The 18,306-nt window shown below is 69.3% G+C and carries 17 protein-coding genes; 7 read left to right on the top strand and 10 right to left on the bottom strand.

What is annotated here, in order from left to right:
* Positions 1 to 483: 483 nt before the first annotated feature.
* Positions 484 to 789, top strand: a complete 306-nt coding sequence (locus IPL40_11930) for a hypothetical protein (protein MBK8481869.1) — start codon at positions 484 to 486, stop codon at positions 787 to 789.
* Positions 790 to 1,417: 628 nt separating this feature from the next.
* Here IPL40_11930 and IPL40_11935 read toward each other — a convergent pair.
* Together IPL40_11935 and IPL40_11940 are read right to left on the bottom strand one after the other, a co-directional pair.
* A complete protein-coding gene (locus IPL40_11935; GenBank protein MBK8481870.1) occupies positions 1,418 to 1,657 on the bottom strand; it encodes a hypothetical protein in 240 nt (79 codons plus the stop codon).
* A gap of 887 nt (positions 1,658 to 2,544) precedes the next feature.
* Positions 2,545 to 3,981, bottom strand: a complete 1,437-nt coding sequence (locus tag IPL40_11940; protein ID MBK8481871.1) for a PAS domain S-box protein — start codon at positions 3,979 to 3,981, stop codon at positions 2,545 to 2,547.
* A gap of 559 nt (positions 3,982 to 4,540) precedes the next feature.
* On the opposite strand from IPL40_11940, the gene IPL40_11945 reads away from it, so the two are divergent.
* From IPL40_11945 to IPL40_11965, 5 genes are all read left to right on the top strand, one after another.
* Positions 4,541 to 5,284 carry a hypothetical protein gene (locus IPL40_11945; protein MBK8481872.1) on the top strand — a complete coding sequence of 248 codons (744 nt, stop codon included), beginning with the start codon at positions 4,541 to 4,543 and terminating at the stop codon, positions 5,282 to 5,284.
* Positions 5,285 to 5,554: 270 nt separating this feature from the next.
* Positions 5,555 to 5,794: a hypothetical protein gene (locus IPL40_11950; GenBank protein ID MBK8481873.1), complete on the top strand. Its 240-nt coding sequence runs from the start codon at positions 5,555 to 5,557 to the stop codon at positions 5,792 to 5,794.
* Positions 5,791 to 6,213: a type II toxin-antitoxin system VapC family toxin gene (locus tag IPL40_11955; GenBank protein ID MBK8481874.1), complete on the top strand. Its 423-nt coding sequence runs from the start codon at positions 5,791 to 5,793 to the stop codon at positions 6,211 to 6,213. Before IPL40_11950 ends, IPL40_11955 begins: the two co-directional genes overlap by 4 nt.
* A 64-nt stretch (positions 6,214 to 6,277) precedes the next feature.
* Positions 6,278 to 6,523 (top strand): hypothetical protein, encoded by a 246-nt coding sequence (locus IPL40_11960; protein ID MBK8481875.1) that lies wholly within the window; start codon positions 6,278 to 6,280, stop codon positions 6,521 to 6,523.
* A gap of 1,561 nt (positions 6,524 to 8,084) precedes the next feature.
* Positions 8,085 to 8,363 (top strand): hypothetical protein, encoded by a 279-nt coding sequence (locus IPL40_11965; GenBank protein ID MBK8481876.1) that lies wholly within the window; start codon positions 8,085 to 8,087, stop codon positions 8,361 to 8,363.
* A gap of 452 nt (positions 8,364 to 8,815) precedes the next feature.
* On the opposite strand, the gene IPL40_11970 is transcribed toward IPL40_11965, so the two are convergent.
* From IPL40_11970 to IPL40_12005, 8 genes are all read right to left on the bottom strand, one after another.
* Positions 8,816 to 9,766, bottom strand: coding sequence for a hypothetical protein (locus tag IPL40_11970; GenBank protein MBK8481877.1), 951 nt, complete (start codon positions 9,764 to 9,766; stop codon positions 8,816 to 8,818).
* A 91-nt stretch (positions 9,767 to 9,857) separates the two neighbouring features.
* The gene (locus IPL40_11975; GenBank protein ID MBK8481878.1) at positions 9,858 to 11,774 is read right to left on the bottom strand and encodes a hypothetical protein; all 1,917 of its coding nucleotides are present in this window, start codon (positions 11,772 to 11,774) and stop codon (positions 9,858 to 9,860) included.
* A 279-nt stretch (positions 11,775 to 12,053) separates the two neighbouring features.
* A complete protein-coding gene (locus IPL40_11980; protein MBK8481879.1) occupies positions 12,054 to 12,716 on the bottom strand; it encodes a thiamine phosphate synthase in 663 nt (220 codons plus the stop codon).
* Positions 12,717 to 12,719: 3 nt separating this feature from the next.
* Positions 12,720 to 13,559 (bottom strand): thiazole synthase, encoded by an 840-nt coding sequence (locus IPL40_11985; GenBank protein ID MBK8481880.1) that lies wholly within the window; start codon positions 13,557 to 13,559, stop codon positions 12,720 to 12,722.
* A 5-nt stretch (positions 13,560 to 13,564) separates the two neighbouring features.
* Positions 13,565 to 13,828: a sulfur carrier protein ThiS gene (gene thiS / locus IPL40_11990; GenBank protein ID MBK8481881.1), complete on the bottom strand. Its 264-nt coding sequence runs from the start codon at positions 13,826 to 13,828 to the stop codon at positions 13,565 to 13,567.
* Entirely contained in the window at positions 13,825 to 15,048 is a 1,224-nt protein-coding gene (gene thiO / locus IPL40_11995; protein MBK8481882.1) for a glycine oxidase ThiO, read from the bottom strand. Before thiO ends, thiS begins: the two co-directional genes overlap by 4 nt.
* Positions 15,045 to 16,526 carry a bifunctional hydroxymethylpyrimidine kinase/phosphomethylpyrimidine kinase gene (thiD, locus tag IPL40_12000; GenBank protein MBK8481883.1) on the bottom strand — a complete coding sequence of 494 codons (1,482 nt, stop codon included), beginning with the start codon at positions 16,524 to 16,526 and terminating at the stop codon, positions 15,045 to 15,047. Before thiD ends, thiO begins: the two co-directional genes overlap by 4 nt.
* A 208-nt stretch (positions 16,527 to 16,734) precedes the next feature.
* Positions 16,735 to 17,850 carry a SpoIIE family protein phosphatase gene (locus tag IPL40_12005; protein MBK8481884.1) on the bottom strand — a complete coding sequence of 372 codons (1,116 nt, stop codon included), beginning with the start codon at positions 17,848 to 17,850 and terminating at the stop codon, positions 16,735 to 16,737.
* A gap of 165 nt (positions 17,851 to 18,015) precedes the next feature.
* Here IPL40_12005 and IPL40_12010 point away from each other — a divergent pair.
* Positions 18,016 to 18,306, top strand: a 291-nt coding sequence (locus tag IPL40_12010) for a hypothetical protein (protein ID MBK8481885.1), incomplete at its 3' end; no start/stop codon positions are given.

Genomic DNA, 18,306 nt, shown 5'->3' on the forward strand with positions numbered 1-18,306 from the left:
AGCGGTGGTGAGCTGCACCTCAGCCCTTTGTAAAATGATCGTCAGCGAGCGCCGACGCGGGACCACCGGACCAGACCGGGGATGACGAACCGGACCGCGAACCGGACCGGACCGCAACCGTGGTGGTAGAACGGCCAGGCGGTAATTCTCGGCTTGATCGGCCGGATCGGAGGGAGCGACGGGACCTGGGGCGGGCGCTATTTCTTGCGCAGGGCGCAGCGGTGGGACCTCAGCGTGGCGAAGCAGGCTGAGCGGGCGCAGCAGGCAGGTCCAGGGGGCCGGGCGGGACGGGCGTCAGGGGGCCTGGGCGCAACAAACGCCGGCGTGCAGGCGAAGCGCCCAGGTGCCGTAAGGGAAGACTGCGCTCCGGTCGCCAGCGCGCCAGCGGCGCCAGGCGCTGCGATAGCCGCTGACAAACTCGCGCAGTCGCTGCAGCGCTTCAATCCGAGCCCACTTGTTGCCGCCGGCGACGCGTGGACTCAGTTGACGGCGTGGCTCGGCCCGGCGCGGCGTCTCGAAAGCGGATTGCCGAAGCACCTGGCGTCGGCCGAGGACGGCCTTGCCCTGGGCGCGCCGCAGCGCCGCGAACTCGCCTTCGCGCGCGGCCACGGCGTCGGTGAGCAACGCGGCATACTCGTCCTGCGCGAGGTGCGCGAAGGCGGGGAGCGGATCGACGGACAGTACGGCGTGCGCGGGAAGTGGGCCCTTGTCGCGGAAGAAGCCCTTGGTCGCTTAAAGGCCTGGGGCCGCCCCATTCGCGCCGGCAGGCTGATCAGTCCCGGCCAGTAGTGGTGCTCGGTCACCAGGAGCGCCGCCACCGGGTTGGTGATCGTGTAGACGGCCTTCGCGAGCTGCGCGTCTGCGTCGACGGGGCGCACGACCGACGGGGGCTGGGTAGCCCAGAGGTTCTCCCAGCGCCCCCAGTGCGCGTTGAGGCACTTGGCGGTGAACTCGAACAACCAGCGGCAGAACTCAGGCCGGGTGCCCTGACGTCCGTGACCACGAGGTGAAGGTGATTGGAGAGCACGCAGAAGGCGTGTATCCGCACCCCGTACCGCGCCGCCGCCACCGCGAGGCAGTACCCAACGATCGCCACCACCGCCGAAGAGGGCCGCAGCAGGAACTGCCGCTGCGTGCACCGTCGGGTGATCATTATGGTCTCACCAGCGATGACCGGCCGAGGATGCTCATGCAGCGTGTCGGCATCTGCAGACCGCGTGCCCATCGCTCTTCGGCATCTTCCTGCTTACTTGGCGCATGACGTCGCCGCTCGCGTCCGACATCCGGTCGGGCAGCGCGTCCGACATCCGGTCCTGTGACGGCCCAACCCAGACGCCCAACCCATTTCTCGGCCCGCAGCAGTGGGGAAAGCGGGAGTCGAGGCCTGTCCCCGGTCATCAACCCGGGTCGGGCTCGATCACGCGAGGTGCGCGAAGGCGGGGAGCGGATCGACGGACAGTACGGCGTGCGCGGGAAGTGGGCCCTTGTCGCGGAAGAAGCCCCTTGGTCGCTTAAAGGCCTGGGGCCGCCCCATTCGCGCCGGCAGGCTGATCAGTCCCGGCCAGTAGTGGTGCTCGGTCACCAGGAGCGCCGCCACCGGGTTGGTGATCGTGTAGACGGCCTTCGCGAGCTGCGCGTCTGCGTCGACGAGGCGCACGACCGACGGGGGCTCGGTAGCCCAGAGGTTCTCCCAGCGCCCCCAGTGCGCGTTGAGGCGCGGCGGTGAACTCGAACAACCAGCGGCAGAACTCCGGCCGCGTGCCCCTGAGGTCCGTGACCACGAGGTGAAGGTGATTGGAGAGCACGCAGAAGGCGTGTATCCGCACCCCGTACCGCGCCGCCGCCACCGCGAGGCAGTACCCAACGATCGCCACCACCGCCGAAGAGGGCCGCAGCAGGAACTGCCGCTGCGTGCACCGTCGGGTGATCATTATGGTCTCACCAGCGATGACCGGCCGAGGGATGCTCATGCAGCGTGTCGGCATCTGCAGACCGCGTGCCCATCGCTCTTCGGCATCTTCCTGCTTACTTGGCGCATGACGTCGCCGCTCGCGTCCGACATCCGGTCGGGCAGCGCGTCCGACATCCGGTCCTGTGACGGCCCAACCCAGACGCCCAACCCATTCCTCGGCCCGCAGCAGTGGGGAAAGCGGGAGTCGAGGCCTGTCCCCGGTCATCAACCCGGGTCGGGCTCGATACGTGAACCCGGGTCGGGCTCGATAGCGCGGGTCGGGCTCGATAGGGTCGGGCTCGATAGCGGGTCGGGCTCGATAGCGGGCTCGATAGCGCGATAGCGGGTCGATAGCGATAGCGGGTCGGGCTCGATAGCCGGGTCGGGCTCGATAGCCCCCGATCATCAACCGGGTCCAGCTCGATGGATGGGTCGATGATCATGAACCCGGGTCAGGCTCGATGGCTCGATACGGGGTCAGGCTCGATACGGGGTCAGGCTCGATACGGGCTCGATACGGGGTCGGGCTCGATACGGGTCAGGCTCGATAGACGATAGAAGGCCGGTCACCCGTGGCCGCCGCAGCATGCCTTCTAGCTGCGCGCGCGCGGCAGACGAAAGAAGAAGCGTGCACCCTGCTGCGGCGCGTTTTGGACGCCAATCGAGCCGCCGTGCTGCTCGACGATGGCGCGCGAGATGGCGAGCCCCAGGCCAGTGCCGCCTCGCGCACGCGTGGCCGAGCCGTCGAGCTGTTGGAAGCGACGGAAGAGCTTCGGCTCCGCCCCCGCTGGAATTCCCGGGCCATGGTCCTCGACCTCGAAGACCACAGCGTCCTCCGCTGCGCGGCAACGGAGGCGCACCGTCTCGCCCGTGCTCGAGAACTTGATCGCGTTCCCGACCAGATTCGTGAGCACCTGGATCAGGCGGTCGCGATCGCCCTCGATGCAGGGCGTCGGCTCGACCTCCTCGACCACCAGCGCCACCCCGGCGTCGGCCGCCACGACCGCCAGCATGTCCACCACCGGCTGGAGGAGCTCCGGCGGCCGCAGGCGCTCTGTGTACAGCACGATCTTCCCGGCCTCGAGCTTCTCGAGGTCGAGAATCGTGTTGATCAGCCGAATCAGCCGGTCGGCGTTGCGGCAGGCGATCTCGACCATGGTCAGCGTCTTTTCGGGCAGCGCCCCGACGACGCCCCCCGCCATCAGCCCGAGGGCCCCGCGAATCGACGTCAACGGCGTGCGGAGCTCATGACTGACCAGCGAGATGAACTCGTCCTTGACGCGGTCGACCTCCCGCCGCTCCGTCACGTCCCGAAGGATGTAACGCACCCAGAGCGGCGCGCCGCTCTCGATGCGCGCGTTGACGCTGCCCTCGACGAAGACGCCCTCGGCTTCCTTGGTCTGCAGCACGGCCTCGAAGCGCTCGACGTTCTCCCCCGTCAGCGCGCGCCGACGCACCGACTCCCAGGCGGCGATCGAATTGGGATGGACCAGCTCGGCGAGCGTCAGCGGCGCGACCTCCGCCTCGGCATAGCCCAGCCGGCGCCGCCAGGCCGCGTTGACGTAAACGACTCGGCCGTGCCGATCGTCGATCTGAATCATATCGCTCGCGTTCTCGAAGAGATCGCGATACCTGCGCTCGCTCTCTTCGAGCGCGCGGCGGTCGCAAAGGCGCTGCGTGATATCGGCGAAGAGCACCGCCATCCGGCCTGAGCCGGTCTGGAAGGCATGCACCTCGAACGCCCCACGGATCGTCTCATCGTCGTAGTCGATCTGCTCCGTGCTCCAGGCGACGCCCTCCGCCGCGGCCGTACGGTAACGCGCCGGGATTTCGGTAGCCGCGAGCGGCGGAAAGGCCTCCTCGATCGCCTTGCCGATGAACTGGCTGTTGTCGACACCCAGCAGGCGATCGGCCGCCGGATTGGCGCCCACGAAGACGAGCCGTCCGCTCGGCTCGAGCTCATAGAAGTGGATCCCCATCGGCGAGCAACGCACGAGCTGCGCGAAGGCGGTGTTCAGGTCTTCGATCATGCGGCTACCCCACCCTCTCCCACGCGGGCGCGCGTGCGCGGCCTCCTACGTACAACTAGCAGCCCGGCCACGTGGCCCGCGACGCGTTGTCCCTGTTCTTCGCCTGACGATACGCGGCAGTCTAACCGAGGCAGGCGGCGCAGGGAACGAGGGGAGAGGCGGAGTGTTGGGGGGCCGGAGGGGCGGAGGGGCCGAGGGGCAACGCTGCTCCGAGGCGACCAGGCCGCAGGTGGCCGCTGATGCCATGCCGCACGCTCCGAAAGCCAGAGACGGCTGCCAGGTCCAGCTTCCACGACGGAGGATGCCCGGCGAGGAGGCCCAGCGCCTTCGCGGGCCGAGCGGTGGTGATTCCCGTCCGTTACAAGCTCCCCAGGCGACCACGGAGCTGGCACGAAGGCTGCTTGGCCGAGGGTCGCCGTGTCGTCGGTGGGAATCGCGCTCGTCGTGGGCGCTTGGCGCCTGTTGATTGGCGCCTATTGATTTGTGCCCGTTGTTTGACACTGGTTGACTGGCGCCATGCGCGTAGGTGAAAAGGCCGGGGAGCGGGGAGGTCGGAGCGATGAGCGATAGGCAGGCGCGAGGGCCAGCGAGACGCAGGCGCTGGTCGACGCTCGCGGCGGAGATCGCCGTGGTTACCCTCCTCACGGCGACCCTTGGGCCTGCCGCGGAGGCGCGGGCCACGGGGCGGCCCGTGGGTGGCAAGCAGCCCACGGCGGGTCTTGGCCTGGGGGCGCAGACCGCCCTAGCGGCCGCGGCGCTCTGCCTTTCCGCAGTGTGCAGCGTCTTCGGGCTGGAAGAGGTTGGGACGCAACAGGCCTACGAGGACGCCCAGCAGGCGTGGCACCAGACCGAGAACGTCGCCGAGCCGGCGTCACTTGCCGGAAGGGACCCCTTCTATCGGCGAATCGGACCCTTCTTGGCAGCTTTGGGCGACCGGCGGGAGCGCGCCGTGCAATCACCCCTGTGGCCCGTGTACCTGCCGCCGGCCAACAACGCCCATCGTTACGCCCTTGAGCAAATAGCCAAACCAATGATGTCGCCGCCCTTGCTCGGAAACGCCGACTCGGTCGGCCGGCACCTGAGGCTCCGGGCCCAAGAGGCCGGTGAATGGCGCGCGCGGTACAAGGGCGGCGCGATCGGCTTTGCCGCACTTGCGGGCGTCACGCTGACCTCCGCAGCTTGGCTCGCCTTAGGACGCGGAGGCCAGCGGCCCGCGCGAGACAAGAGTGCCAAGAGCGTGCATGGCACTGCGACGCGGCGCCCGGAACCTCGCAATCCGGAGCCAGCAGCAGGCGCCCACTAGCGGGGCCTAGGACTGCCACGGCGCGTCATCAGGGCGCGTCGGCGCTTAACCTCGAGCGGCCAGCTCACGATCGGCGCGGCGTTGTTCGGCGCGGCACCTGCCTCGCCACCTTCCTCGCCAGCCCCAGCGCGCGACCGGCACGGCTCGTGACTCGGTCCTTTTGCAGCGATTCGCCGTCTTCTCGAATTATGGGGAACTCGGCCCCGATTGCCCCGTGCGGGCGCCGCTCGCCCGTGGACATATCGATGTCAAGGCCATATGCTCTGACATATGAGAACGACCGTCCGGATCCGTGATGAGCTGCTGCAACGGGCCAAGCGTCGTGCGCACAGCGAGGGACGCACCCTGACGGCCATGGTCGAGGAAGGGTTGGCGCTGGTGCTAGCCCGCAAGCGGGTGGCGCCCGTCGAGCGCGTGGAGCTGCCGGTCTCCCGGAGCACGGGCGGCGTGTTGCCCGGTGTCGACCTCAGTCGGGCGAGCGAGCTCGAGGACGTGATGAGCGGGGCGTGATCCTTCCAGACGTCAACGTGTTGGTGCATGCCTTCCGCAGCGACTCGCCGTCTCACCGCGCCTGTCGGACGTGGCTCGATGGCGTGGTCAATGGCGAGGCGCGCTACGGCCTGGCCCCGCAGGTCTTGAGCGGCGTGCTGCGTGTCGTCACCCACCCCAAGGTCTTCGTCAGGCCCAGCCCCTTGACCGAGGCCCTTGGCTTCTGTGAAGTGCTGCTGGCGCCCGCACACTGCGTGACGGTCCAGCCGGGCGAAGGGCACTGGTCGATCTTCTCGCGTCTGTGTCGCGAGGCCGACGCGCGCGGTAACCTTGTGCCCGACGCCTGGTTCGCCGCCCTGGCGATCGAGTCGGGCTGCGAATGGATCACGCTCGATCGCGACTACGCACGCTTCACGGGCCTGCGTTGGCGCGTGCCCTAGGTCGTAGACTGGCAGCCGCTGGGAGGACGCCGCGGCCACCGAGCTCCCCCCGGCCGCAGCGCCGATGCGTCGCGCTCAACGCTGGGGCCACGAGGTCAAGGTCGCCGACGCCCCGCGGCTGACGCATTCGATGACCGTCGCCTTGCCGGACCTCGCGCTGGACCAGCGCTGGGTCGTCTACCCCGGCGATCATTCCTACCCGCTCGCCGAGCGCATCACCGCCGTCGGCCTCGGCCGGCTCACCAGCGGCACGGCGTTCGGCGCGGCACCTGCCTCGCAAGCCCCAGCGCGCGACAGGTACGGACTGTGACTCTGCTTTCTCTCAGAGCTTCGAGGTTTTCGCGAATGTGGCTAAGCTGGCAAAGCAAGATGAGTTGCATTTCTCTAGCGCGTCATATTAACCCGGGTGGGGATGTTGTTGTTGTTGTTGTTGTCGGCTGACGCATTCGATGACCGTCGCCTTGCCGGACCTCGCGCTGGACCAGCGCTGGGTCGTCTACCCGGCGATCATTCCTACCCGCTCGCCGAGCGCATCACCGCCGTCGGCCTCGGCCGGCTCACCAGCGGCACGGCGTTCGGCGCGGCACCTGCCTCGCAAGCCCCAGCGCGCGACAGGTACGGACTGTGACTCTGCTTTCTCTCAGAGCTTCGAGGTTTTAGCGAAGGTGGCTAAGCTGGCAAAGCAAGATGAGTTGCATTTCTCTAGCGCGTTATATTAACCCGGGTGGGGGATGTTGGAGGCAAAGCAAGATGAGTTGCATTTCTCTAGCGCGTCATATTAACCCGGGTGGGGAGGTTGGGGATATTGACCCGGGTGGGGGATGTTGCGCATTTCTCTAGCGCGTCATATTAACCCGGGTGGGGGATGTTTGTCGGATGTTTTGTTTGGGCTGCTTTCTCTCAGAGCTTCGAGGTTTTCGCGAATGTGGCTACGCTGGCAAAGCAAGATGAGTTGCATTTCTCAAGAGCGTTATATTAACCCGGGTGGGGGATGTTGGTAGGTGGGGATGTGTTGTGGGTTGGGGGGATGTTTTGTGAGGGTGGGGGATGTTTTCCGGGTGGGGGATGTTTTGTGGGGATGTTTTACTAGCGCGTCATATTAACCCGGGTGGGGGATGTTTAAGGTTCTAAGCTGGCAAAGCAAGATGAGTTGCATTTCTCTAGCGCGTCATATTAACCCGGGTGGGGGATGTTTGCTGGGGGGTGGGGGATGTTTTAGGTGGGGGATGTTTGGGATGTTTAGTGGGTTGGGGATTTCGTGTCGGGTGGGAGATGTTGTGTGTGCTAGCTAGCGAATTTGATCGACTGCTGCCCCTATGGCCTCGACCTGCTGCCCCGCGGCACGATCAAGTTCGTCGAGGTCTGAGTAGCACTTCGTCGCGTCCTGAACTCCCTCCGCGACAGCGTTCCAGGCCACCATCGCCACGGCGCCGGCCACAGTCAGTGCCGCGCCCGTACCCGCGACAGCGGCGTTTGTGCCCACCACACGAGCCGTGCTAGCCGCACCCGCTATCGCGAACGGGAGAGCCGTTCGCACAACGAGGAATGCCACACCGCCAGTCATCAGCAGGGCACCGAGCCTCATCGCGGTCCTTATGCAGGGGTGCGCGGAACTCCACAGGCCAGCCGTGTACGCTATCGCCGTGCCCGCGGCCGCTCCTGCCTGCGCCGAGATCCTGGGCGTCGTTGCTGGCGAAGCGGAGGAGCCTGCCCCCGTCGTCGCCTGAATCGCGGCCGGAGGCGTAACCCGCACTTGAGCAGGCCGCGCCACAGCATGCGGCGCCGGAGCGTCTGCCATGGTACCTGAAGCGCAGAGGGGCCCATCGCAGCGCGCGCTAGCGAAACGCGCTGGCGCGTCAACGAGCGCGGCCGTGAACGCGGCCGCCGAACCGAGGTCGACGGTGATGACGGCGAAGTCCTCGCCTGGGAGCTGGGCGAAGGGGGTGCTCGCGAGCAGCTCCTGCACCTCGGCACTCGTGCCGGGAAGCACCTGCGCGGCAACCCCGTACCCGTCGACCGCGGCCTGCACTCGAAGGGACGCGATCCAATCCGGCGAGGCCAAACCTCCGCCCACCTCGTTGTTGACCGAGGCGCTGCTGACCGAGGCGCTGCTGACCGAGGCTACGTCGAGCGCCAACACGCTCGGTTGACCGTCGAGGCCAAAGCTCGCAATCTCGATTCGCCCTGCGCCATTCGCAAGACTCGCGAGACTCGAGTCCAGTTGCGTCGGTGTTTGCGTCTCCGAAGTCCATCCGGCCTTGGCCTGCTCGGTCGGCCCTAAATCCAGACCGCAGCCGACGTGAAGCGTGGCAAGGACCGCGAATGCAATGAGTCCCGGAAGAGCCGCAACGCCGCCGCCCCTCGACCGCCGGTCTGCGGCTCGATGCCGCGCGCGGCCTGGCCGACCCATGCGCCGGCACTTGGCTGGCCGCGGGCGCTTCTCGCATCGATCGGGGACGCTTGGTTGCTGGATCATGTCTTCTCTCCCCTCTCTTTACTGTTCATCCTGGCGCAGAGGGCCTGCCTGGTAACCTGGCCTGCTCGGGAACTCCAGGTGGGCGTTCCCCACCCAGCGGCAGCAAGCAGCATCGAAGCAGCCGAATCACGCGGACGGCACCCCGCCGATCACGGCAAGCGTCGCCGCTATCTGCGAAATCTGCTGGTCGATCTCGCCGGGCGGCCCGACGATCAAAGTGCTCGGCAGCGCAGCACCACCCGCACACCGTACAACCGGCTTCTGCGCCGGATTCACGTAGGTGTAGGTGCAGCTGACGCTATCCCAGTCGCTGGCGCTCTTCATCACGTTGGCGTTGACGCGGATCACGATGGAGGCCCCGCCGCTCTGCGGGACCTCGACGAGGACGCAGGCCGGGTTGCTCGACGGCTGGTTGGTGATGCCCGACGGTCCCTGAACCCGAACTGGGGCGATACCGCCGTTGATCGTCACTGCGAAGGAGAAGAGATCCACGCCACTCTCTGGCGTCATCGCCACGCAGACCTTGGCGGGTCCCGCGGGCCAGCTTCCGGCCACCACCGGCTCGGGGGCGTCCGCGGTGGCGGGTGCCTCACCGGCGAGGGCCGAGAGCGCCGGCCCCATCATCAGGATCGCTTCGAGGTAGTCGGGGCCCATCCAAAGCGCTTCCGTCGCGGCGCAGGGGGTCCAGGCGAAGGCGGTGTCTCCGGGGCCGGGCAAACAGAGGGCGAAACCCACGCTCCCCGCGCCATCCGAGCAGGTCGCGGCAGTGAAGCTATCGTTCGAGAGGCTAACGCATGGCACCCCAGGAACCGGACCAGCCGCTGGCGACACCATGACTTGAGGAAGCGCGGCCATATCCACCGGAGGCCTGACGACGATCAGACAGTCGCTCCCACCGCAGCGGGACGCCTTCAGCGCCTGGAAGACCTGGAAGAGCGGCTTCCCACCTGGACCCGTGAGTACGGCTGCCAGCTCGATGCTCTTTCCATCCGACGCGTCGCTGCCCAGAACTCCACAACCGGCGAGGAGCGTCGTCGTCAGCAGTACTGAACACCACAGTCCCGGGTCCCGTCTCACTCGTCCGCCTAGCGTTTCCATCGGTCTTCCTCCGCCCACGTCGTGAAGTCGCTGCACGGCCAGCGCCTAGCATTCCGGAAGGGCCCAGCGCCTAGCAGTCCGGAAGGGCAATGCCGGCGCGCCGCAGCCCAAAGTAGGTCGGCGTTCCGGGTCGCACGCGCGTGCAGGCTTGCCCGGTCGACGGCGTTCCTGCGCGAAGCACTCCGCTGACACCACACCACCCCGTCGCCCCCGCCGGGCGACATTGCCGATAGGCGAGGGAAAGGCTCGAACGCCCTCCTAGGGTTTGAAAGCGCTCGGCAAGGTCACGGTCCGTCAGGCATTGGGGCGCGATCGACTGGGCGCTCTGCTGCGCCTGCACTGAGGCCACGCCCAGCGCTGGGAAGTCTACGGCGAAGACGCAGCTCGACCCCACCGCGCAGGCCCTCTGGCAAAGGCTCTGCTCCGCCGGCGGCGCCGTGCTGGTCGCGAGATTGCTCGCGGCATAGGTCGGCGGGGTTGCGACAGGGCTGGCTGCAGAGTTCGTGGCGCGCGGGTTGGCACCGCCGATGGCCCACGGCGTGGGGCTTGCGGTACTTGCCGACGGGTTGCAGGCCGCGATCTGCTGCTGCGCAGCGGCTGGCAGCAAGGCCACGCTTACGCCCCGGGAACCCAAAATGTCAGCGAGCTGGTCGAAGACCCAGCGGCACTCGCCGGTCGTGTTTCCGGGGGCCTGGCAGGGGAACCAACGGCCGGTGGCGCTGTCGCGATACTGCCAACCGAAGGCGCCGCCGCCGAGGGCGCATTCGCGGAAGGTGTGCTGATTCGGTGCCAGGCTCGAAAGCTGGCTGTCGTCGAGACAGCGGAAGTTGATGCCGCTGCCATCTGAGGCATCTCGAATACAGCTCTTGCCCTGGCGGGTGCAGAAGTTGCCGAAGGCGAGGCTTTCGTCCTGGCAGAGATACCAATGCCGCGCGGGATCGAAGACCGTATTCCCCGCGCTCTGGGTCACCGTGGACGCGGTCACGGGCACGACCGTGACCGCGTTGCCGTAGTCGACGAGGGCGGGTGCGGCGGAGCAGCCGTTGGCTGGGCATTCGGCGGCGACGCTGACGTTGACCTGGGGCGGCGCGCCGGAGGTGCCCCAGAAGGTCAGCCGCACGGGCGGTCCGCCGGCGGCAGCGGCGCTGAAGGTGCTGCTGCCGCTGGAGGGCACCGGCAGGCTGAAGGGCACGGGCGCCCAGGGTTCGCAGTAGACCTCGCCGGCGACGGGAGATTCCGAGTCGTATTGCGGGCCAAGGTCGACGTGCGAGACGGCGGTGACGTAGACCCAACAGCTCTTGGTGCCGAGTCCGGGGAGCGCCACGCTGAACTCTGCCGCCCCGGGGCTCGCGATCCACTGCGCACTCAGATCCGAGCGAACGCCTGAGAAGAAGCCCGGCTGCTCGGCGCCGGTGGCGACTGAGCCGCTGCCGAGGACGGAGCCCGAGCCCGCACCGGGCCCGGGACAACCCGTCGAGGGACAATCAGGGTAGAGGGTCACATCGACCGAGGCCCCCGCCTGGCCGTACTGATGGACGATGCGGTTGAGGTCGACAATGACGCCGAAGCGGTCGAAGCGGTTCCGATTGGGCACCGAGGAATCGTAAAAAGGCACCTCTTCGAGACCGTTGCACACGAGTGAGCCCGACACGGTGCCCATGAGTTGGCCCGCGCCGGGCTCGTAGGATGCGCTGTTGTCGTTGGTGACCGGCGCGATCGTCAGAATGCAGTTCAGCGTGCCACCCGCCAGCGAGAAGACCTCGCTGGCCCCAGAGGTGCCGGGATGGAGCACCCGCGACTCGCCATTCTGGTCACCAAACCAACCGGTCTGCTCGCGCGCCCCGCTGCCACTCGGCCCCTTGGTGCAAGCGCTGGAGAGGAGGCCGACCAGCAGCGTGGCGGCGCGTAGCGCGCGGAAGGACCGAGAGACCTGCGCGGAGGAGCGCTGGGACTTTCCAGGACGGGGGTTGATTCGCTGCGACTTCATCGGACACCTCTTGGAGACTCGTCTTGGAGACTCGTCTTGGAGACTCGTCTTGGAGACTCGTCTTCGGGACTCGTCTTCGGGACTCGTGGAAACGCTCTCTGCCGCGAACAAAAGCATCAACCGTGCCATGATGTTGTCTTAGCCATTGCGAGAGGTTGCGTGTCCAGACAAGACGCCGCGCTGGTGTCGATTGACCCCTGCCTGCGGCTACTGAAGGATCGGCGAAGGGCTGGCTGGCGGATCCAGCAGCCGCGACCGGGCGAAGGATGCGCTCGGGCGCTAGGCCAGGGCGGAGAGCAGGGCCGCGGTGGCGGCGGCGGGATCCGGGGCGTCGAGGATCGCGCGCTGGACGGCCACGCCATGGGCGCCAGCGGCGCGCAAGGTCGGCGCCGTCGCCGCGTCGATGCCACCGATGGCGTAGATCGGCGTGGCCACGGCCGCATGCACGGCCGCGACGAGTTTCAGGCCGGCGCCGGGGTGGCCGGGCTTGCTCGGCGTGGGAAAGATCGTCCCGAGCACGACGAAGTGCGCACCCGCGCAGGCGGCCTCCTGCGCCGCCTCCACGCCATGCACGGCCCGGCCCCACCGCGCGGCTGGCGGCCAGTCCACCGGCAGGGCAGCGCGCTCGGGCAGGTGCAGCCCGCTGCCCAGCTCCCGCGCGAGCGCCGGATCGTCGTTGATCAAGAGCTCGAGCGCGGGAAAGCGCTCGCGCAGCGTCTGCGCCGCCCGTCGTCGCTCGTCGCCCGGCAGCTCCCGGCCCCGGAGCTGCAGGAGGCGCAGGCCGGCGTCGACGGCGGCGCCGATCACGGCAAAGGGTCGCGTCGGGCCCCCCCAATCGGCGTGCAGGGGGGGCGCGGCGACGGGGCTCCAGACCAGCATCAGCCGCGGCAAGGCGCGCCCCGGGAGGGGCGAGGCGGCGCTATCAGCGTTGCTTGCAACCATCGTCTACTCCGCCTTCCCGCCGAGCCGACCCTCGCGCGCGGTGCTGGCCTCGGCATAGAAGCGGCGGGGCATGCGGCCGGCGAGGAGCGCGTCACGACCGGCGGCGGCCGCGTGGTACATCGCCCGCGCCATCCGTACGGGATCCCGGGCCCGCGCGATCGCGCTGTTGAGCAGCACGCCGTCACAGCCAAGCTCGAAGGCGAGGGCCACGTCCGACGCCGTGCCGACGCCGGCGTCGACGATCACGGGGATGCTGACGAGCTGGCGGATCAGCTCCAGGTTGTGCGGGTTGCGGATGCCGAGGCCCGAGCCGATCGGCGCGGCCAGGGGCATCACCGCCACGCAGCCGAGCTCCTGCAGCCGTCGCGCGACGATCGGATCGTCGTTGGTGTAGGGCAGCACCTTGAAGCCCTTGCGCACGAGCTCGCCTGCGGCCTCGACGAGCGCCTGCACCTCGGGCAAGAGCGTCTCCTCGTCGGCGATCACCTCGAGCTTGATCAGCGGTGTGCCCAACGCCTCGCGCGCCAGCTCCGCCGTGAGCACGGCATCGCGCGCGGTGAAGCAGCCGGCGGTATTGGGCAGCAGGTGGTAGCCGCGCTCGCGTAGCTGCACGTAGAGGTTCTCACCATCGCCGCCGACGCCGACCCGCCGCAGCGCGACCGTCACCAGCTCGGTCTGCGCGGCAGCGAGCGCGTCGAGGAGGGTCTGACGGCTCGGATAGCGCGCCGTCCCGAGCAGCAGCCGCGAGCGCAGGCGCAGCCCCGCGAGCTCGAAGCCATCGTCGGTCGGCGGCGCGGAGGGTGCAGGCGCGGTCAGCGCCCCAGCTTCGGCTGGATCACTCATCTTCCTCATCCTCCTTGCACGGCGACCAGCAGCTCCAGGCGATCGCCCGAGCGGAGCGCGGTCGCCGCCCAGCGCTCACGCGGTACGACGCTATCGTTGAGCGCCACGGCGATGCCTCGCCGCTCGGCATGGCCGAGTCGCGCCAGCAGCGCCTGCAGATTGGGCTCTATCAGTGCCTGGGGCGCGCCGTTGAGGGTGATCTGCGCGGACGTGTCCGAGCCGCCGCCGGCGCCGCCCGCGGGCGGCGGAAGCGCCGCGCCCCCGCTCATCGCGCGACCTCGGCGAGCGAGGGGGCGAGGGCGGCAGCGGAAGCAGCGGGCGGGGCCAGCAGGCGCTCGGGCAGGAAGGGCGCGAGCGCCGCGGGAACCTGCTCCTCGCGGATCGCCTGGGCCAGGTAGTGCGCGGTCGCTGGCGCGAGCAGGATGCCGTCGCGGTAGTGGCCGATCGCCAGGTAGAGGCCGCGGCACTCGGGCGCGGCCAGCGGACCGATCGCCGGCTGGTGGTCACGCAGCGCGGGCCGAAAGCCGACGATCAGCTCGGTCAGCGGAAGGTCGTAGATGCCGGGCAAGAGGCGCCAAGCATAGCGCAAGAGGTCGAGCGTGGCGCCAGCGGTCGAGCTGCCCTCGAAGCCTTGCTCCTCGGAGGTGGCCCCGACAAAGAGCGCGCCGTCGTCGCGCGGCACCAGGTAGACGCGTGGATTGCGCAGCGCATGGCGCAAGAGGCGGCCCCGCCCCTGCTCCAGCCGCAGCGCCTGCCCCTTGACTGGGCGCAGGCCGAGGCTCGGCAGCGGGCTCGAGAGGCCCTGCTCGCTAAAGGCCCCGGCGGCAAGCACCACGCTTCGCGCCTGCAAGCAGAAGGGCTGCCCCGTGGGATCCCTGCCGCGCACAGCCCAGCGCTCGCCCTCGCGCTCGAGTTGCTCGACCGTGAAGCCCTCGCGCAGGCTGCCCCCGAGCTGGTCGAGGGCCGCGACCAACGCGGCGGTGACCCGGCGCGGATCGGCGCGATGATCGAGCGCGATGCGCAGGCCGCCGCTGAGGCGCGACGAGAGGTGCGGCTCGCGCTCGAGCACCTCGCGCGCGGTCAAGAGGGTCGAGGCGACGCCCTTGTCGCGCTGCAGCGCCTGGACATGCTCGAGCTCGCGCAGCTCGTCGCCGTCGGCAGCGACCCAGAGCGTGCCCTCGCGCTGATAGCCGCAGCGCAGCGGCGTGAGCTGCTCGATCCCCGCGGCGAAGTCGCCCCAGCGCTGAAGGCTGTCGAGCCCGAGCTCGACCACCGCGCGCGACTGCACCTCGGCCTCGGAGATCGGCGCGATCATCCCGCCGGCGGCCTGCGTCGCGCCGCTGCCGGCGAGGCCGCGCTCGAGCACGACCGTGCGCCGAAAGCGGGCCGGTTCGCCGCCGCGCAGCAGCTCGTAGGCTACCGAGAGGCCGATGATCCCGCCGCCGATCACCACCACGTCAGCGGGCTCTTTCGCTAGCCTCGGGCTCATCCGCTGCTCCTGAGATCGAAGGCCTCGATCGCCTCACGCAAGCGCCGCGTCGCCGCCGCGGGGTCCGGCTGGCAGACGACCGCAGCCGTCGCCGCCACGCCCCAGGCGCCGGCCTCGAGCACCCCCGCCACGCGCTCGGCGGTGATCCCACCGATGGCGATCACGGGCTTGTCGACGGCGGCGACGATCGCCGCCAGGCCGTCGAGGCCCAGCGTCGCGGCCGGCCGCGCCTTGCTGTGCGTCTCGAAGACGGGGCCGACGCCGAGGTAGTCAACGGGGGCCTGCGCCAGCGCGCGCGCCTCCTCGAGGCTGTTCGCGGTCGCGCCCACCCAGGCCGCCCCACCGAGCAGGCGCCGCACCAGCGCGGGCTCCGGGTCGTCGCGACCGACGTGCAAACCCTCCGCCTGCGCCGCTAGGGCCACGTCGAGCCGATCGTCCACCACGAGCGGGAGTTGCCGCGGCGCCAGCTCCGCCCGCATCGCCTGCGCCAGCGCGATCAGCTCACGCGTGGCCCGCGGGCGCTTCTCCCGCAGCTGTACCGCGTCGGCGCCGCCCTCCGCGGCGAGGCGCGCCAGCTCCACGTGCGTGTAGCGCGCTTGCTGCTGCTCGTCGGTGATGACGTGCAAGCGGGGCAGCGGACGCGGGGCGGGAGCGGCGGTGGGCACCCAGCCCGCACCGGCCTGGCGCAGGAAGAAGAAGTGATCGGTGGGGCCGTGGCCAGCGCCCAGGCCCGGCGCGGCGCCGATCGCCAGGGTCACGTACTGTTTGGCCTGCGCCACAGCCTGAGCCAACGCATGGCCCTGCGCGAGCAGCGTGGCGATCGCGGCCGAGAAGGTGCAGCCCGTCCCATGCGTGTGGCGCGAGGCGAGCCGCTCACCCTCGAAGCGTTGCTCACCGGCGGCCGTGACCAGCACGTCGATCGCGCGGTCGGAGCGCAGGTCGCCGCCGGTCACGACGACGGCGCGCGCGCCGCGATTGAGCAACGCGCGCGCCGCGACGGCGGCCTCGGCGGCCGTGGTCACGGGCAAGCCGGTCAGCGCGGCCGCCTCATGCCCATTGGGGGTGACGACGGTGGCCAAGGGCAGCAGCTCATCCGCGAGCGCCGCCAGGCCGGCGGCATCGAGGAGGCTGTCGCCGCTGGTCGCGCGCCCGACGGGATCGAGCACGAAGTGCGCAGGCGCCTGCTCGCGCATCAGCGCCGCGACGACACGCACGACCTCGCGCCCACCGAGCATGCCGCTCTTGACCGCGCGGATCGGCAGGTCGGCGAAGAGCGAGCGGAGCTGGGCGCGCACGAAGTCGGGAGCGACCGCCTGCGCGGCCTGCACGCCGCGGGTGTTCTGCGCCGTCAACGCGCTGATCGCGCTGACGCCGTAGCCACCGAGCGCGGCGATGGTCTTGAGGTCGGCCTGAATCCCGGCGCCGGCGCAGGAGTCGGAGCCGGCGATGGTGAGCACGACCGGGAGCGAGTTGCTCATCCCCGGCGCTCGCCACCACGCGGCGACGCGCGGCCTGCGGCGGCCCAGCGCGACAGCGCCAATACCGGCGTCTTCGACCGGATCATTTCAACATCGTTTCTAGCGGATCACCTGACCGGAACAGCTCCTGTGCTCAAGGCCCGGCGCCGCCGGGCGGGAGTATACGCCCGAGCGAAGGGGTCGCAAGCGCGGCCTCGACTGTCAACGCCTAGCTCAGGCGCGCAGCCACGAGCGTCAGATCGTCGTCGAGACGAATCGCGCCGCTGTGGCCGAGCAAGCGGCGCTCGAGCGTGGCGAGGCTCGCGGCCGAGCCGTCGAAGCGCAGCGTCTGCAGCAGCGCCAGCAGGCCTTCGGAGCCCAACGGCTCGCCGCTCGCGGCGCTCTGCTCGATCGCGACGTCGCTGCAGAGCAGCAGGCGATCGCCGGGCGCCAACGCCTGGCGATGCACCTGGTAGCGCGTCCCCGCGAAGAGCCCAAGGGGCACGCCCTCGGCCTCGAGCACCGAGCCGCCCCCATCGCTGGAGAACCAGAGCGGCGGCGGGTGACCGGCGCTGGCGAAGGTGAAGGAGCGCGCGCCGAGATCGATGACCCCCGCCAAGGCGGTGGCGAAGTCCTCCGCACGCTGCAAGACACTGCGCAGACGCTCACTCATCGCCGCGAGCAGGGCCGCGGGCTCGCCCCATTGGGCGCGCAGCTCCTCCCAGAGCATACGGAGCTGCATCGTATAGAGCGCGGCCGCCACGCCATGACCCGTGACATCGGCGATCAACACGGCGTAGCGGTCGGCGTCGAGGCGATCGACGCGGTGAAAGTCGCCGCCGACGAAGTCGAGCGGCGTCGCGCGCGCCGCGAAGCTGATGCGCTGATCGGCAGGCAGGTCGAGACGCACGGCGTGGCGTTGAATCGCCGCCGCGCGCTCGAGATCGTCGAGCAACCCCGTCGAGTCGCGGAAGACCTCGACCCCACCGACCACGCGCCCTTCGAGATCACGCAAGGGCGCGACCGAAACCTCGGTAGGCAGGCGCGTGCCGCCCTTCTTACGCGCGAAAATGATCAGCGGTCGCCGGCTGGCCTTCCCGGTGCTGATCGCGCGCTGCAGTGGGCAGGTCTCGCAGCCGCAGAGCCGACGTCCGTCCTTGTCGACGTGCGCCAATATGCCACCGAAGCACGAACGGCCGAGCACCTCTTCGGCGCGATAGCCGGTGATGCGCTCGGCGGCGCGATTCCAATAGATGATGCGGCGGTGCTTGTCCGTCGCGTAGACCCCATCGGCCAGCGCATCAAGCAGCTTGGCTGGCTCGACCAACGTCGCTTCGCGATCCATCCAGCTCCCCTCGTCGCCGGCGCGCGGCGCCAGCGCCCATTGTATCAGCTGCGCGCAGCAGCTTGCGCGTATCCGGTTGCGAGCACCAGCCAGCGCCAGATTGCGTGCGCGCGCGGCCAGCCCCCGCGCTGGATCAGTCGGCGAGCGATCTGCTATGACCCTCGCGTGATCCTCCCGATCGGCGACCAGCCCAACCCGCGCGGCTTCACGCCCTGGGTAACCTATGGCCTGATCGCGATCAACGTCGCCATCTTCGTGCTGATCTCCCTGCCCTTGATGGGACGCGGCGCTGACCCCAGCGACCCCGCCACCCAGGACTACCTGCGCCTGCTCTTCCGCGGTCAGGGAGAGGTCGACCTGCTCAGCGTCACGCAGGCTCTGCGCCGCATCAGCGCCTACGACATCTTCGTGCTGCGGTGGGGCTACCGGCCCGCCGCGCCGAGCTTGCTGACACTC

The organism is Pseudomonadota bacterium, from assembly GCA_016711215.1.
Lineage (GTDB): Bacteria > Myxococcota_A > Polyangia.